The 15,233-nt window shown below is 68.2% G+C and carries 10 protein-coding genes; 3 read left to right on the top strand and 7 right to left on the bottom strand.

Features of this window, described 5'->3' with window-relative positions; translation table 11 throughout:
• Positions 1 to 500: 500 nt before the first annotated feature.
• From bioD to AB0H61_RS16220, 3 genes are all read right to left on the bottom strand, one after another.
• Complete coding sequence (gene bioD, locus AB0H61_RS16230; protein ID WP_357304514.1) at positions 501 to 1,175, bottom strand: dethiobiotin synthase; 675 nt, start codon at positions 1,173 to 1,175, stop codon at positions 501 to 503.
• Positions 1,172 to 2,326, bottom strand: coding sequence for an 8-amino-7-oxononanoate synthase (locus tag AB0H61_RS16225; RefSeq protein WP_357304511.1), 1,155 nt, complete (start codon positions 2,324 to 2,326; stop codon positions 1,172 to 1,174). The genes bioD and AB0H61_RS16225 overlap by 4 nt, the downstream gene beginning before the upstream one ends.
• Positions 2,327 to 2,891: 565 nt before the next feature.
• On the bottom strand, positions 2,892 to 4,193 hold the full coding sequence (locus tag AB0H61_RS16220) for an adenosylmethionine--8-amino-7-oxononanoate transaminase (protein ID WP_357304508.1): 1,302 nt from the start codon (positions 4,191 to 4,193) through the stop codon (positions 2,892 to 2,894).
• A gap of 449 nt (positions 4,194 to 4,642) precedes the next feature.
• Here AB0H61_RS16220 and glgX point away from each other — a divergent pair, with 449 nt between their 5' ends.
• On the top strand, positions 4,643 to 6,763 hold the full coding sequence (gene glgX / locus AB0H61_RS16215) for a glycogen debranching protein GlgX (RefSeq protein WP_357304506.1): 2,121 nt from the start codon (positions 4,643 to 4,645) through the stop codon (positions 6,761 to 6,763).
• Between the two features lie 12 nt (positions 6,764 to 6,775).
• The gene (treY, locus tag AB0H61_RS16210) at positions 6,776 to 9,211 is read left to right on the top strand and encodes a malto-oligosyltrehalose synthase (protein WP_357304504.1); all 2,436 of its coding nucleotides are present in this window, start codon (positions 6,776 to 6,778) and stop codon (positions 9,209 to 9,211) included.
• Here treY and AB0H61_RS16205 read toward each other — a convergent pair.
• The 4 genes from AB0H61_RS16205 to AB0H61_RS16190 form a co-directional block, all read right to left on the bottom strand.
• Positions 9,185 to 10,405 carry a DUF2235 domain-containing protein gene (locus AB0H61_RS16205; protein WP_357304501.1) on the bottom strand — a complete coding sequence of 407 codons (1,221 nt, stop codon included), beginning with the start codon at positions 10,403 to 10,405 and terminating at the stop codon, positions 9,185 to 9,187. The genes treY and AB0H61_RS16205 overlap by 27 nt on opposite strands.
• Positions 10,406 to 10,643: 238 nt before the next feature.
• Positions 10,644 to 11,471, bottom strand: a complete 828-nt coding sequence (locus AB0H61_RS16200) for a methyltransferase domain-containing protein (RefSeq protein WP_357304499.1) — start codon at positions 11,469 to 11,471, stop codon at positions 10,644 to 10,646.
• 80 nt (positions 11,472 to 11,551) lie between these two features.
• Complete coding sequence (locus tag AB0H61_RS16195; RefSeq protein WP_357304497.1) at positions 11,552 to 11,974, bottom strand: hypothetical protein; 423 nt, start codon at positions 11,972 to 11,974, stop codon at positions 11,552 to 11,554.
• Between the two features lie 46 nt (positions 11,975 to 12,020).
• On the bottom strand, positions 12,021 to 12,377 hold the full coding sequence (locus AB0H61_RS16190; protein ID WP_357304495.1) for a nuclear transport factor 2 family protein: 357 nt from the start codon (positions 12,375 to 12,377) through the stop codon (positions 12,021 to 12,023).
• Positions 12,378 to 12,535: 158 nt separating this feature from the next.
• Between AB0H61_RS16190 and AB0H61_RS16185 the strand changes: the two genes are divergently transcribed.
• Positions 12,536 to 15,229: an AAA family ATPase gene (locus tag AB0H61_RS16185; RefSeq protein ID WP_357304493.1), complete on the top strand. Its 2,694-nt coding sequence runs from the start codon at positions 12,536 to 12,538 to the stop codon at positions 15,227 to 15,229.
• Positions 15,230 to 15,233: the final 4 nt, after the last annotated feature.

The following is a 15,233-nucleotide window of genomic DNA, read 5'->3' as shown; positions in this document are numbered from 1 at the left end:
TGAGCCAGGATCAAACTCTCCGTTGAAGACTCTCGAAACACCCGAAGGTGAATCAGAAATATCTGAAACTAGAGTCCGAAAACCCAGCAAAACAAAACGCCAGCAAAAGATCTTGCTGACTAAATGTCCGACTCCCTCACACGGGGGTGTAAGAGGCCGGAACCAATAAATAATTGGCACTGACATTCATCGACACACTATTGAGTTCTCAAAGAACACACGCACACACCATCTCCCGGACTTTAACCCGCTTGATCGGTGAGGCAACTTTTACAGCTTAGCGCGGCCAGTCACCCGAATACAAATCAGGGTTCCAGTCGAGCTAGTGTGATCGCCAGGCGCTCCTCGTACTACCTCGTTTCCCAGGCCTCGCCCAGCCTTTCGGCTCTGCGTGTCGGCTCCGGGTCGGTGTCCGTGTCGCTCTGACTCGAATAAAGTTACGTATCCGTGTGCACGATGTCAAATCGCCTGGTAGAAGGCTTGAATTCGACAATTTACGGCTAATCGAGCGTCGGCCACCCCGGAATGAACCACCCCGGCGCGGCATCGGCGAACCGATTCCGATCCCAACCGCCCGCGCCCGCGGGGATCGCACCGACGAGATCGACCCCCGTCACCCGGGGCAGGTCGGTCCGATTGCATTCGGCGGCCAGATCCGGCTCGGCCGGCCAGGCGCCGATCACCAATCCCGCGCACCGCACCCCGGCCTCCGCGAGGGCTCGGGCGGTCAGCTCACTGTGATTGAGGGTGCCGAGTCCGGCCGCGGCCACCACGAGCACGGCGGCGTCGAGTTCCCGCGCCAGGTCGATGAGGGTGAATTCGCCGAGCCGGACCAGCAGTCCGCCCGCACCCTCCACCAGGGTGAGGTCGACCTCGGGCAGCGCCTCGATGGCGGCGGTGGTCTCATCCAGTGTCAGCAGGGGCTGGCCGCAACGCCGGGCGGCGGTGTCCGGCGCCAGTGGTTCGGGGTAGCGCGCGAGTTCCAGTGTCGTGTCCACCCCACTGAGTCGCTCGATTTCGGCCAGGTCACCGGGTTCACCCGGCGCGATACCGGTCTGGGCCGGTTTGCAGACGGCCACCGAGCGGCCCGCGGCTTGCGCCGCGGCGGCCACGGCAGCCGTCACGACCGTCTTGCCGACTTCAGTGGAGGTGCCGGTGATCAGCAACAAGCTCATGCGGGCACCACATCCAGTCCGCGGGCTTCGGCGAGCACCGCACCGAGCACCGTCGCGATGGTGTCGAGCTCCGCCGCCGTGAGGTTGGCGCGGGCGGTCAACCTCAGTCGTGAGGTGCCCTCCGGCACCGACGGCGGCCGGAAGCAGCCGACGTCGAGCCCGCGCGCCCGGCAGGCCTGAGCGGCGTCGTAGGCGACCTGCGCCGCGCCGAGCACCACCGAGACGACGGCCGACTCCGGTTGCGCCACACGGGCGATACGGGCGATATCGGCCGCCCGATCCAGCACTCGGGTGGCCATATCGGGCTCTCGGCGCAGCAGGCGGAGGGCCGCCCGGGCCGCGCCGACCGCGGCGGGCGCGAGACCGGTATCGAAGATGAAGGTGCGCGCGGCATCGATCAGATGTGCCCGGACCCGCTCGCTCGCCAGCACCACCCCGCCCTGGGCGGCGAGGGCCTTCGAGAGGGTCGCGGTGATCACCAAGTCCGGTTCGCCCGCGAGACCCACCTCCTGGACGAGTCCGCGGCCGCCGGCGCCGCGCACCCCGAGTCCGTGCGCCTCGTCGACGATCAGCACCGCGGCGTTGGCCCGGGTGACCCGATGCAGCTCGGCCAGCGGAGCCAGGTCGCCGTCGGCGCTGAAGACCGAATCGGTCAGGACCAGCGCGCGCTCCTCGGTCCGCGCGGCCAGCAACCGGTCCACCGCCTCGACATCGCCGTGCGGCGCGATCTCCACCCGCGCGCGAGAGAGCCGGCATGCATCGACCAGTGAGGCGTGACTGCCCGCATCGGAAACCACCAGCGCGCCGCGCCCGGCCAGTGCGGTCACGACACCGAGGTTCGCGGCGTATCCGGAGGCGAATACCAGCCCGGCCTCGGCGCCGACGAACTCGGCGAGTTCGGCCTCCAATAGTTCGTGTTCGGCGGTGGTGCCGGTGACCAGCCGGGATCCCGTCGACCCCGCGCCCCAGCGCCGCACCGATTCGATCGCGCCCTCGATCACCTCGGGGTGCCGCACCAGACCTAGATAGTCATTGGAGGCCAGATCGATCGACGGCGACAGCGGGGCGCGCGGCCGCAACTCCCGGCGCAGCCCGGCGGTCACCCGCTCGACGGCACGCTCGTCCAACCAGCTCAGCGGATCGGTAGTCACAGCTCCGCAGCATACTTGAACACCGTTCAGGACGGTATCGAGGATGTGCCGTACGGTGTCGACAAGCCGTATGGGCGAAACGGTGATCCGTACTTCCCGATCGCACGCAAGCGGTTCACCCACGGCTGCCACCGCATTCCAGGTGTGGAAGCTCCGGCTCCGGCTCCGGCTCCGGCTCCGGCTCCGGCTCCGGCTCCGGCTCCGGCTCCGGCTCCGGCTCCGGCTCCGGCTCCGGCTCCGGCTCCGGACAGCACGCTCACACAGACGCCCGCGCAGCTACAACATCCGAGGCACCGCAGGTCCACCGGCTCAGCCGACCAGATAGCGGTTCACCCACGGCTGCTACCGCATTCCGGGTGCGGAGAATCCGGCCCCGACAGCACGCTCACAGACCGCAGACGCCCCCGCAGCTAATAGCGTCCGGGGCACCCGCAGGTCCACCGGCTCAGCTGACCAGATAGCGGTTCACCTACCACCGCCACCGCATTCGGAGTGCGCGGAATCCGGTTCGGGACAGCACGCCCGACGGCGACCGCCTAGCTACAGCGCCCGAGGCACCGCAAGGTCAACCGACCAGATACGGACGCGCTGTATTCGTCTGCGCCGCGACGGCGGCGAGCATGCCGGAGGCGACAGTGGCGATATCCTCCGATGTGCTGATGAACGGCGGCATGCAGTAGACGAGATTGCGGAACGGTCGCAGCCAGGCCCCGGCCGCGACCGCGGCATCGGTCGCCGTCCGCATATCGACCGGCTCGGCCAGCTCGATCACACCGATCGCGCCGAGCACTCGCACCTCGACCACCCCGGGCAGATCGCGGGCCGGTGCCAGGCCCGCGGTGAGCTCGGCCTCGATCCGCGCCACCGCACCGCGCCAATCTCGCTGGAGCAGTAGTTCGATGGAGGCCACCGCAACCGCGCAGGCCAGCGGATTGCCCATGAAGGTCGGGCCGTGCATGAGGCCCCCGTGCGCGGCGCTCACGGTCTCCGCGATCCGCGCCGTGCACAGGGCGGCGGCCAATGTGAGGTAGCCGCCGGTGATCGCCTTGCCGACGCACATCACATCCGGCGCCACCCCGACGTGGTCGGCCGCGAAGAAGGCGCCGGTGCGGCCGAATCCGGTGGCGATCTCATCGAAGATCAGCAGCACACCGTGCGTATCGCACAGTCTGCGCAGTTCGGTGAGGTAGCGCGGATCGTGCCAGCGCATACCGCCGGCTCCCTGCACCACGGGTTCGACAATGATCGCGGCGAGTTCGTCGGCGTGCGCGGCGATCAATCGGTCCAGCTCGGCCACATAGTCGGGCTGGTAGTCGCGCGGCGGGGCGGGGGCGAAGAGCTGCCGGGCCAGTACATCGGTCCACAGCGAATGCATGCCGCCATCCGGATCGCAGACACTCATGGGGGTGAAGGTGTCACCGTGGTATCCGCCGCGCCACGTGAGCAGCCGGTTCTTGCCGGGCTTGCCGAGTGCGCGCCAGTACTGCAAACACATCTTCACCGCGACCTCGACCGAGACCGAACCGGAGTCGCAGAGGAAGACCTTGTCCAGCCCGGCCGGGGTGTGCTCGACGAGCAGCTCCGCCAAGCGGGCGGCGGGTTCGTGCGTCAGCCCGCCGAACATCACGTGACTCATCCGCTGCGACTGCGCCAGCAGCGCGGCGTCCAGCACCGGGTGGCGATAGCCGTGTACGGCGGCCCACCAGGAACTCATGCCGTCGACCAGTTCGCGGCCGTCGGCCAGGGTCAGCCTGGTGCCCGCGGCGCTCGCGACCACCAGAGGTTCGGTGGTCGCGGGGAAGCCGCCGTAGGGGTGCCACACGTGTTCGGCGTCGATGGCGGTGATGTCGTCGGGAGTCAGTGCCACAGGAATCCTCGCGGTCGCACAACCGCCCCGGCCGCCCCGGGACGGGCTTGAACGCCGTTCAAGTTACCACTCGAGCTCAGCGGATACGATGTGCCATCCGGATCCGCGTGGTCGAACCTGCGCGATCGCCGCGCGAGTACGGCGAGCCGCGGCTCACCGACCGCGGCCGCAGGGAGTCCGCGGTCGACCACGAAATCCGTCCGCCACTGCGGCATTGGAAATATTCCGGCGGTGGCACAGCTCGGATGCCGCGGGGAAGACCGCCGCCACGCGACCCGTTGGTGACGGCACTGCCGTGCGAGTAGCGGGACGGCTATCGCGGGCATCCCGCCCGGCCCGCAACGCATCCCGCTCGGCCGAGGTGGTAGCTCGGGTATCGGCCTCGGCCGACGCACCTGTCCGCAACCACCCGCACCGGGGCGGAAACCGCTGCCGCTAGTGTCGTCCGTATGTCTCAGCCCGACGCAGCGCCCGGTGAACTGACACCACTCGGTGTGTGGCCGGGCACCGCCTATCCCCTGGGCGCGACCTATGACGGTGCCGGCACCAATTTCTCGGTCTTCTCCGAGGTCGCGGACGCTGTCGAACTGTGCTTGATCGCGAGGGACGGCGTCGAGACCCGGATCCCGCTGGACGAGGTGGACACCTATGTCTGGCACGCCTACCTCCCGACCATCGGACCTGGCCAGCGCTATGGCTTCCGGGTACACGGGCCGTACGTCCCGGAACACGGATTGCGCTGCGACCCCAGCAAATTGCTGCTCGACCCGTACGGCAAGGCCTTCGACGGCGATTTCGACAACGATCCCTCGCTCTACACCTACGGCCTGGATTCGTTGGGCCACACCATGACCGGCGTGGTGATCAACCCGTTTTTCGATTGGGGCGCCGACCGCAGGCCGAATCGGCCGTATCACGAGACGGTGATCTACGAGGCGCATGTCAAAGGCATGACGATGACGCACCCGGGCATTCCCGAGGAATTGCGCGGCACCTACGCGGGCATCGCGCACCCGGCCATCGTCGGCCACCTGAAGAGCCTCGGCATCACGGCGATCGAACTGATGCCGGTGCACCAGTTCCTGCACGACCGGATACTGCTTGACCAGGGTCTGCGAAACTACTGGGGCTACAACAGTTTCGGCTATCTGGCGCCGCACAATGGCTACGCCGCCAGCCCGCGCGGCGGCGCGGCGGTCACCGAGTTCAAGGCGATGGTGCGCGCGCTGCACGCCGAGGGCATCGAGGTGATCCTCGACGTGGTCTACAACCACACCGCCGAGGGCAATCATCTCGGCCCGACCATCGCCTTCCGCGGCATCGACAACGCCGCCTATTACCGGCTGCTGGACAAGGATCCGTCGCGGTACATGGATTACACCGGCACCGGTAACAGCCTCAATGTGCGCCATCCGCACACCCTGCAGTTGATCATGGATTCGCTGCGCTATTGGGTCCTGGACATGCACGTCGACGGCTTCCGCTTCGACCTGGCCGCCACCCTGGCCCGCGAATTGCACGATGTCGACCGGCTGTCCACCTTCTTCGACCTGGTGCAACAGGACCCGGTGGTCAGTCAGGTCAAGCTGATCGCCGAGCCGTGGGACGTCGGAGAGGGCGGCTACCAGGTCGGCAACTTCCCCGGGCAGTGGACCGAGTGGAACGGCAAGTACCGCGACACCGTCCGCGACTACTGGCGCGGCCAGCCCGCCACGCTTGGCGAATTCGCCTCCCGGCTCACCGGATCGTCGGACCTGTACGAGGCGACCGGGCGCAGGCCGAGCGCCAGCATCAACTTCGTCACCGCGCACGACGGCTTCACACTGCGGGATCTGGTGTCCTACAACGAGAAACACAACGAGGCCAACGGTGAGGGCAACCGCGACGGCGAAAGCCACAACCGCTCCTGGAACTGCGGGGTCGAGGGGCCGACCGACGACCCGGAGATCCTCGCGTTGCGCGCCAAGCAGACCCGCAATCTGCTGGCCACGCTGGTCCTCTCGCAGGGCACCCCGATGCTCGCGCACGGCGACGAAATGGGTCGCACCCAGCACGGCAACAACAATGCGTACTGCCAGGACTCCGAACTCGCCTGGATGGATTGGTCACTGATGCAGACGAATTCGGACCTGCTCGACTTCACCAGGCAGGTGATCGCGCTGCGCACCGACCACCCCATCTTCCGGCGCCGCCGCTTCCTGGAGGGTCGCCCAATCCGATCCAAGGACGACGTCCGCGACATCGCCTGGCTCACGCCGGGCGGCGAGGAAATGACCCCCGCGGACTGGGACAGCGGTTTCGGCAAATCACTGACGGTGTACCTGAACGGACAGGGTATTCCCGAACCGGGCCCACGCGGTGAGCACATCACCGACGACTCGTTCCTGCTGTGCTTCAACGCGCACGACTCCGCCCTCGATTTCGTGTTACCCGGTACCGACTACGGCCCCGAATGGTCGGTCGCATTGGATTGTTCGGTGCCCGACGGCCGCTCCGAGACCACCTACCCCGCGTCCGCCACGTTGCCCGTCCCCGCCCGTTGCCTGCTCGTCCTCCGCTGCCCTGCCTAAACCGACACCCACATGACTGCATCCAACGCACCGATCCCCACCCATCACACGGACCCCATCGCCCACAGCCGCACCCGGGGCAGGGCGACGACCGTCCGCAGCACCTACCGGCTGCAACTGCGGCCGGACGCGCTGACCTTCACCGATGCCAGAACGATCGCGGAATACCTACAGCAACTGGGTATTTCGCACTTGTACCTGTCACCGATCATGACCCCGATGCACGGTTCGACGCACGGCTACGACGTCGCCGATCCGACCACCGTATCGGCCGCGCTGGGTGGACCCGCCGGACTCAAAGCGCTCGCCGACGAGGTGCGCAGCCGCGGCATGGGTTTGATCGTGGACCTGGTCCCCAACCACATCGGGGTCGCCGACCCGCGACAGAACCACTGGTGGTGGGATGTGCTGCGGAACGGTAGGGAGTCGGCCTTCCAGCACTTCTTCGATATCGACTGGAGCCCGGCCAACGGCGCGGGCGGGCGGCTGGCCCTGCCGGTGCTGCAGAGTGAGAACGATCCGGCCGCGCTGACCGTGGACCGCTCCGGCCCCGAACCGATGCTGGCCCTGCACGATCTGCGCTTCCCGATCGCACCGGGGACCGACGGTGATAATGCGCTGCGCATCCACGACAAACAGCATTACCGGCTGGTGAGCTGGAGGGCAGGGCTGTGCACCTACCGCCGCTTCTTCGCTGTCAGCAGCCTGGCCGGGCTGCGCCAAGAGGATCCCGAGGTCTTCGAGATCACACATCGGGAGCTGGCGGCTTGGTGCGAACACGATCTCATCGACGGCGTCCGGGTGGACCACCCGGACGGATTGTCCTATCCCACCGGTTATTTGACCCGGCTGCGGCAACTCATCGGACCCCATCGGCTGCTACTGGTGGAGAAGATCCTGGCCAACCGGGAGCCGCTGGACGCCACTCTGCCGGTGGACGGCACCACCGGCTACGACGCGCTGGCCGGGCTCAGCGGGGTGCTCATCGATCCGGACGGCGAGCAGACGCTGACCGAGCTCTCGCGCCGGTTCGCCGGGCACGGCAGTGACCGCGCCTGGGTCGGCGAGACCGAGCACCGCATCAAACGCGCGGTGGCGGAGAGCATTCTGGCCCCGGAGGTCCGGCGGTTGGTCGCCGCGATCAAACGCGACGCGAACGCCGACAGCTTCGACACCCTGGCGCTGACCAATGCCGCCATCGAGGTACTGGCCTTCATGCCGGTCTACCGGGTGGACTACACGCCGCTGGCGGGTATGACCGGCGCGGTGGTCGCCGAGGTCGAGAAGCGCAATAGCGAACTCACCGCGCCACTGTCGGTGCTGGTCACCGCGCTGGCGGCGGATGGCGAGGCGGCCGTGCGGTTCGGTCAGGTCTGCGGGGCCATCACCGCCAAGGCGGTGGAGGACACCATGTTCTACCAGGGGGCGCGACTGGTCTCGCTCCAGGAGGTGGGCGGTAACCCGGCGCGCTTCGGGCACTCGCTCAACGAATTCCATCTCGCCAATACCGAACGAGCCCAGCGCTGGCCCGCCACCATGACCACGCTGTCCACCCACGACACTAAACGCGGCGAGGACGTGCGCGCCCGCATCGGGGTGCTGTCGCAGGCCGCGAAGCCTTGGGCGCGCTCGGTGGAGTCCTGGCTGGAGAGCACCCCGGCTCCGGACGGGGCGACGGCTCTGTTTCTGCTGCAGAACATGTTCGGCGTCTGGCCCGCCGACGGCCGCCCGGCCTCCTCGGTGCCGGGTCTACGCGAACGGCTGCATCTGTTCGCGGAGAAGGCGATCCGCGAGGCGGGCACCCGATCCTCCTGGGAGGAACCGGATGCCGAATTCGAATCGGCGGTGCACGGTTGGCTGGACACGGTGATCGACGGGCACGTCGGCGCAGAACTCAGTGATCTGGTGCACGATCTGGCACCGCACGCATGGTCGGATTCGCTGGCGCAGAAGCTGCTACAGCTGTGTGGACCCGGCATCCCGGACGTCTATCAAGGCTGCGAGCTGTGGGAGGACTCGCTGGTCGACCCGGACAACCGGCGCCCGGTCGACTTCGCAGCGCGCATCGGCATGCTGCAATCGCTCACCGGCACACCGGCATTGGATACCTCCGGTGCGGCGAAGATGTGGATCGTCGCCTACGCGCTATGGCTGCGCCGGGAGCGCCCGGAATGCTTCGTCGGTGGCAGCTATCTACCGTTGTTCGCCACCGGTGAGCAGTCGAGCAGGCTGGTGTCCTATGCCCGCGGGCGGATCGGTGAAGCGCCGGAGGTCATCGTGGCCGTCACCCGGCACAGCGTAGGTCTCACCGAAACCGGGTGGAGCGATACCACATTGGATCTGCCGTCCGGCACCTGGACCGACCGGCTGACTGGTCACACCTTCCAGGGCAGGGCCCGGGTCGAGAAGCTCTTCGCTCGCCTACCCGTCGCTCTGCTGGTGCGCTGAGACCGGCTTGATCTTCTCGAACAGGTCCTCCGGAAACGCGCCGCTGAACTTCTCCTCGCGCCAGCGTTCCAAATTGGACGGATGGTAGTCCGGGCTGTCGAGGACGGAGGAAGCCAGCCGGATCCCGCTGTCCGCGCCGGAGAACCGCCGTTTCGTCCGCGCGGCGACCGTCTCGTTCTCGACGGCAGCCTTGCGCTTGCGCTGCCCCGCCAGTCGCCGCCAGGAATCCAGGTGGAAACGATCACTGCGCGGATTACGCAGGGTGCGAAGCAGATTCAGGATCAGGTAGCCGGGGCCGAGTGAGCCGTGCCGCTTCATATGCTTCGCACCGGCGGCGTGACAGCGCTGTGACAGGTCCTCCAGCCGGTCCTGGTCGAAAACCAGGCCCACCGATTCGGCCTCGCCGACCATCCAGCGCAACGTCAGATCCGACAGGCCGCATTCCTCGTAGCCACCGCCGACATCGCTGTGCACGCCCTCGAACCAGACCTGTTTGACCCGAGGGAAACCCCTGCGGTACTTCACATCCGGCTCCACCGGCACCTGCCACAGGCAGGGCTCGAAGTTGCGCCGCCGCTCGTCGATGGCCAGCGCCTGCCGGGCGCAGTAGACATTCGACGAGAGTTTGACATCGTGGAACTTGTGCCGCAGCGCGGTCAGGCCCGGCACACCCAGCGCGCCGACGGTATCGAAGACACCGAGAAAGTCGATCTTGGCCGGATACTGACAGTTCTCCTTGCGAAACTTCTCCCACTCCGACGGGATGGAACCGTCCGCCGGAGGTCGCTGATGGTGAATCGCCAAGGCGTGCGGGTACTTTCCGTCGATCATGGCCTCGGGCGTCATGATCCCGATGCGGCCGATCAGACTGGCCAGGCTGCGCGCGGTGTAGGCGCCGCGACTGAAGCCGAAGATGTAGATCTCGTCGCCGGGCTCCCAGTTCAACGCCAGATGCCAGTAGGCCGAGGACAGATTCGCCTCCAGACCCAGCCCGAACGCACCGCCCATCATCCGGTCCGCCAGGAACCCGCGGGCGCCCGGACCGGACACGTAGGTGACCCACTGCTGAATCGGGGTTTCCCTCGGACCCGGCGCGGAGAAGCGGATCGTCTGCGCGATCTTGATAATGTTCGATACCGTGCTGCTCGATTCGGCCTTCCATGTGCCGTCGCAACACACCACCAGGCGTTTCATGGATGAATTCTCCCCTCGAATTCCCGTCGAAACCCGCGTACCCGACTACTCGGATTCATCGCGGGCGCGCATGGCAATGTTAGTGAGGGCGGCATACTCGCGCATCGGGATACGCGGGCCCCACCAGACCGCGACCTACGTATCGCGTCATTCGATCAGATCCACACCGGATCGCCGTAAACGACACTCATATCATCGATTTCGGGCAAGCGGATCTGTACGGCGGGTAGGCGAGGGGTCAGGCCAGGTGCGCGAGTACCGCGAACATGGTGACCGACAGGTGGTAGTCACCCGTGGCGAACCCCGCCTCCAGCTCGGCGATGAACCGCTCGCACTCCGCCGCCGTGATCACCCCCGCCGCCACCGCCTGCTCGCTCATATTCGTGAACAGCCCCCGCGCCGAGTCCGGTGTCCAGATCACCGCCTCCGACCCCTGGTCGTCGATGACGAATCCGGCCGCTGCCAGCAGCCCACGCAAACGGCGACCGGACCCCGGATTCGGCGTATTGGCCAGCATGGCCGCGCCGAGCGCCTCCACGATCGCGGGTTCACCGGGATGGGTGATCGCGGTGAACCAGTCGCTATCGATTAGCAGCACCCGGCCGCCGGGCCGCAGCACCCGGGCGATCTCCGCGGTGGCGGCGGCCGGGTCGTCGAGATGTTGATACACCCGCTCGCAGCGGACGGCGTCGAAGGAATGATCCGGGAAGGGCAGCCGGTAGGCCGTGCCCTCGAGGAATCGGGCGGGCGAATCGGCCGCCGCGGCACGCTCCCGCGCGACGGCGAGCATGGCCGGATTCGGGTCGACACCGACCGCGTCGCCGTCCGGGCCGACCCGCTCGGCGAACTCCAGCACCTCGGATCCGGTGCCCGACCCGATATCGAGGGCCCGCTCCCCCATCGTCACCGCGAGCGCCTCGTGCGCCCAGCGCCGCATCCGGCGCACACCGGGCAGTTCCGCCTGCCTATCGAGAAGTTCGACCAGCACGCCGATCGGCGCCTCCTCGACCTGATCCACGTGGAATGACGGGGGCACTGTCGGCTCGGGCGCATCTGTCCGGGGCATAGGCCCGACGGTACTCGGATCGTGGCGCACCGGACCGGGTATCGGTTCGTCGATGTGGTTGTGGTTGTCGCGTTTTCGGATTACCTGGCCTTGCGCAGACCCAAGTACTGCAGAGCCGCGAAGGCGCCGACAGTACCCGCCTGCAGCACGGTCCAGACAGCCCCCGCCAGGTTCAGATCCAGCGCTCCCTCGAGCAGCGCGGCCAGGCTGACCACGACCCAGACGGCATTGCCCGCCACCACCATGCGCGCGGCCATCGTATTGATGGCGGTTGACGCGCCGATCAGCGCGACTGCGATTCCGTACAGCGTGAGGAAGACGCCGATCGGAATTCCGATACCGGTGTCGAGCCCGAGCAGCGACTCGATCGGGCCGGAGAGCGCCAGGTAGGCGAGGCCGTTGACGCCGGTGACGACCGCGTCCAAGCGCAGCGACAACCGCAGCAGGGTGGGGCCGGGGGCGAGCAGGGTGGACAGGTAGCCGGGGGCGGCGGTGGTGGTCATGGCGAAAGCTTCTTTCGTTGTGCGGGAAGGAGAACGAGCGTGCGGATCAGGCCGCGGCCGGGACCTTGTCGAGGAAGCCGTAGACGTTGGCGATGCGGCCGTCGCAGACGATCGCGACATCGAAACCGATCACCACCGCGGGTCCGTCGGCCGGACCGAGCCCCCAGGTGAAGCGCACCTGGTCGTGGTGGCCGTCGACCGGGCCCGCCGAAGTGAAGACCCAGCCGGGGAATTGGGCCTGCACACCGGCGATCGCGGCGTCCATGCCGTCATGTCCGGCGACCTCGACCAGCGGGTCGACGTAACGCACGTCTTCGGTGAAGACCCGGGCGATGGCGGCCTTGCGCGCGGCGGCATCGGTGGTGTTCCAGGCTTCCAGGTACTGCGCGACGGGAGTGTTCATTCGATCCTCCATTAGTGTTCTGAGCTGCGGTTTTCCGTTGCTCTTGCTGATGGGGACTACGTTATTGCCGCGGGTGGGTGCCTCGAATCAGTCATCTATAAGTACTTTCCGCGACGGCGTAGGTATGTAGGGCGGACCGCGCTCGCTACGGTGGACCGATGCTCCACGGAAGAGAAGTCGAACAGGCGCACATCGATCGACTTCTGCACGCGGCCCGCGAGGGACGCAGCGGGGCCGTCGTATTGCGTGGCGAACCGGGTATCGGCAAGACAGCGCTTCTGGATTACGCTGCCGCCCAGGGCATTCCGACGGTGCGCAGTGCGGGCATCGAATCCGAGGCCGAATTGCCGTTCGCCGCACTGCATCTGCTGGTGCGGCCGGGTATGGCACTGGTGGACACCCTGCCCGGTCCGCAGCGCGCCGCCCTGCGCTCCGCATTCGGGCTGGCGAGCCATGATCCGGCCGACCGCATGCTGATCGGACTCGCGGTGCTGTCGCTGCTCGCCGAAGAGGCCGCCGAGGGCCCGCTGCTCTGCCTGGTCGACGATGCGCACTGGCTGGACCGGGCGACCGCGGAGAGCCTGCTGTTCGCGGCACGGCGGCTGGACACCGAAGGCGTGGTGATCATATTCGCCACCCGCACCGGCGAACTCGACTTCCCGGCACCCGGCCTGCCGGAGCTGGTGGTCTCGGGCCTGCGCCAGGACGCCGCGGCGGCCCTGGTCGACGACCGCGCCCCGGAGCTGGCGCCCGCGGCGCGCTACCGGCTCCTCGCCGAATCGGGGGGTAATCCGCTGGCTCTGCTGGAACTGCCGGCGGTGCTGGCGGCGGAATCACCGGGGTCGGGGTCGAATCCGCTCCCGCTGACCCAGCGCCTACAGGTCGCCTTTCTCGGACAGGTGAGCAGACTGCCCGCGCCCACCCGGACATTGCTGTTGGTGGCCGCCGCGGCGGGTAACGCCGACCTCGGGACGGTGCTGCGCGCGTCCGCCACGCTGGACGCCCGGCTGCCGGATCTCGCACCCGCCGAGGAAAGCGGGCTCGTGCACAGCGACGGCCACACCCTGAATTTCCGGCACCCGCTACAGCGTTCGGCGATCTACCAGGGTGCGCCACTGGCCCAGCGACTCGCGGCGCATCGCGCCCTCGCCGACGCGCTGACCGACGACGCGGACGCCGACCTGCGAGCCTGGCACCTGGCCTCGGCCGCCACCGGCCCCGACGACACCGCGGCCGCCGCCCTCGAGGCGACCGCGGACCGGGCACGCATGCGCAGCGGCTACCACGGCGCGGTCGCCGCCTACGAACGCGCGGCGGGGCTGAGTATCGAGCCCGCGGGCCGGGTCCGCAGACTGGTGCTGGCCGCCGAGACGGCGACCGAGACCGGCCGCTTCGACCTGGCCGGACAACTCGCCGAACGTGCCGCCACCCAGACCACCGATCCGCTGCTCACCGCCCGGCTGGATCTGGTGCGCGCCACCGCCGAGTTCGGCGCGGGCACACCGCTGGCGGCGCACCGGCTGCTGCTCGACGCGGCATCCGCCGTCCGCGAGGCCGATCCGCGCCGCGCGGCCCGCACACTGTCCCAGGCGGTGCATACCGCCTGGTATCTCGGCGCGACAGAACTCGCCGAGGTCGCCACGCTGTGGTCGGCGCTGCCACTCGCGGACGACGAACCGATGACACCGATCGCCCACTACACGCTCGCCGCAATCGACGGCCGCGGCACGGGGCCGCTGCGCGTGGCCGCCGCGCACGCCCGGCGCAACGGCGCCGACAGCCCGCGGGATCTGGTGCAGATGTGCGGAACCGGGCTCGTCGTCGGTCAGGACGAGCAGGTCGCCGAACTCGCCGCGGAACTCATCGCGGAGAGCCGCGAGCAGGGCAGGGTCGCGCTCCTGCCCGCACTGCTGTTCTTCCGCGCCGAGGCCGAAATGTTCCTCGGCAGGCCCCGTGAGGCCAGGGTCGCCGCGACCGAGGGGTTGCGGATCGCCCAGGACGGTGGGCAGACGCACTGGGTCAGCCAGCAGATGAGCTTCCTCGCGTATCTCGCCGCACTGGAGGGACGCGACCCGGAGTGCCGAGAACTGGTGGAATGCGCACTGGCCGAGGAACTCGGCGGCACTGCGGCGGCGGGCGCATCATGGACCCACGCGGCGCTCGGCCTGCTCGAACTCGGGCAGGGCAAGGTCGAGAGTGCGCTGGCCCGATGGGAGCCGTTGACCGAGGAGCCGGCCCGCCACCACGTCATCGGAGTGCGCACGCTGCCCGATCTGGTCGAGGCGGCGGTGCGGCTCGGCGACCCCGACCGCGCGGGCGACGCGCTCGACCGGTTGCGGTCCTGGGCCGATTCGGCCGGGCAGGAGTGGATCCAGGCCCTTGCATTGCGCTGCCGTGCCCTGACCGCGCCCGATGCCGAGGCCGAGGCGCTGTACCCGGAGGCGTTGCGACTCGGCGGACGTCCCTTCGAACTGGCGCGCACCCAACTGCTGTACGGCGAATGGTTGCGCCGCACCCGCCGCAAGGTGGACGCGCGCGGCCAGCTACAGCCGGCGCTGGAGACCTTCGAGCGTCTCGGCGCCGCACCGTGGGCCGAACGCGCGCGGACCGAACTCGGCGCGCTCGGCGTCGGGGCGATCGCCCGGCCCGCCGACGGAGTGCTCGCCCGGCTCACACCGCAGGAGTTGCAGATCGTGCGTCTGGCCGCGCAGGGCATGTCCAATCGGGATATCGCCGCGCAGCTGTTCCTGAGTCCACGGACGGTCGGGCATCACCTGTACAAGGCGTATCCGAAACTGGGGGTGCTCGCACGGGGCGAATTGGCGGCGCTTCCGCTGGACGCGGACCGCTAGCGTG

Source organism: Nocardia sp. NPDC050710 (assembly GCF_040654375.1).
GTDB lineage: Bacteria > Actinomycetota > Actinomycetes > Mycobacteriales > Mycobacteriaceae > Nocardia.
The sequence above is the reverse complement of the archived record's forward strand: the minus strand, read 5'-3'. Positions and strand labels throughout refer to the sequence as shown.

Coding starts and splice junctions, on each gene's coding strand:
- AB0H61_RS16185 (WP_357304493.1), top strand. CDS start 12,536: ATGCTCCACGGAAGAGAAGTCGAACAGGCGCACATCGATCGACTTCTG.
- AB0H61_RS16205 (WP_357304501.1), bottom strand. CDS start 10,405: ATGAAACGCCTGGTGGTGTGTTGCGACGGCACATGGAAGGCCGAATCG.
- treY (WP_357304504.1), top strand. CDS start 6,776: ATGACTGCATCCAACGCACCGATCCCCACCCATCACACGGACCCCATC.
- glgX (WP_357304506.1), top strand. CDS start 4,643: ATGTCTCAGCCCGACGCAGCGCCCGGTGAACTGACACCACTCGGTGTG.
- AB0H61_RS16200 (WP_357304499.1), bottom strand. CDS start 11,471: ATGCCCCGGACAGATGCGCCCGAGCCGACAGTGCCCCCGTCATTCCAC.
- AB0H61_RS16195 (WP_357304497.1), bottom strand. CDS start 11,974: ATGACCACCACCGCCGCCCCCGGCTACCTGTCCACCCTGCTCGCCCCC.
- AB0H61_RS16190 (WP_357304495.1), bottom strand. CDS start 12,377: ATGAACACTCCCGTCGCGCAGTACCTGGAAGCCTGGAACACCACCGAT.
- bioD (WP_357304514.1), bottom strand. CDS start 1,175: ATGAGCTTGTTGCTGATCACCGGCACCTCCACTGAAGTCGGCAAGACG.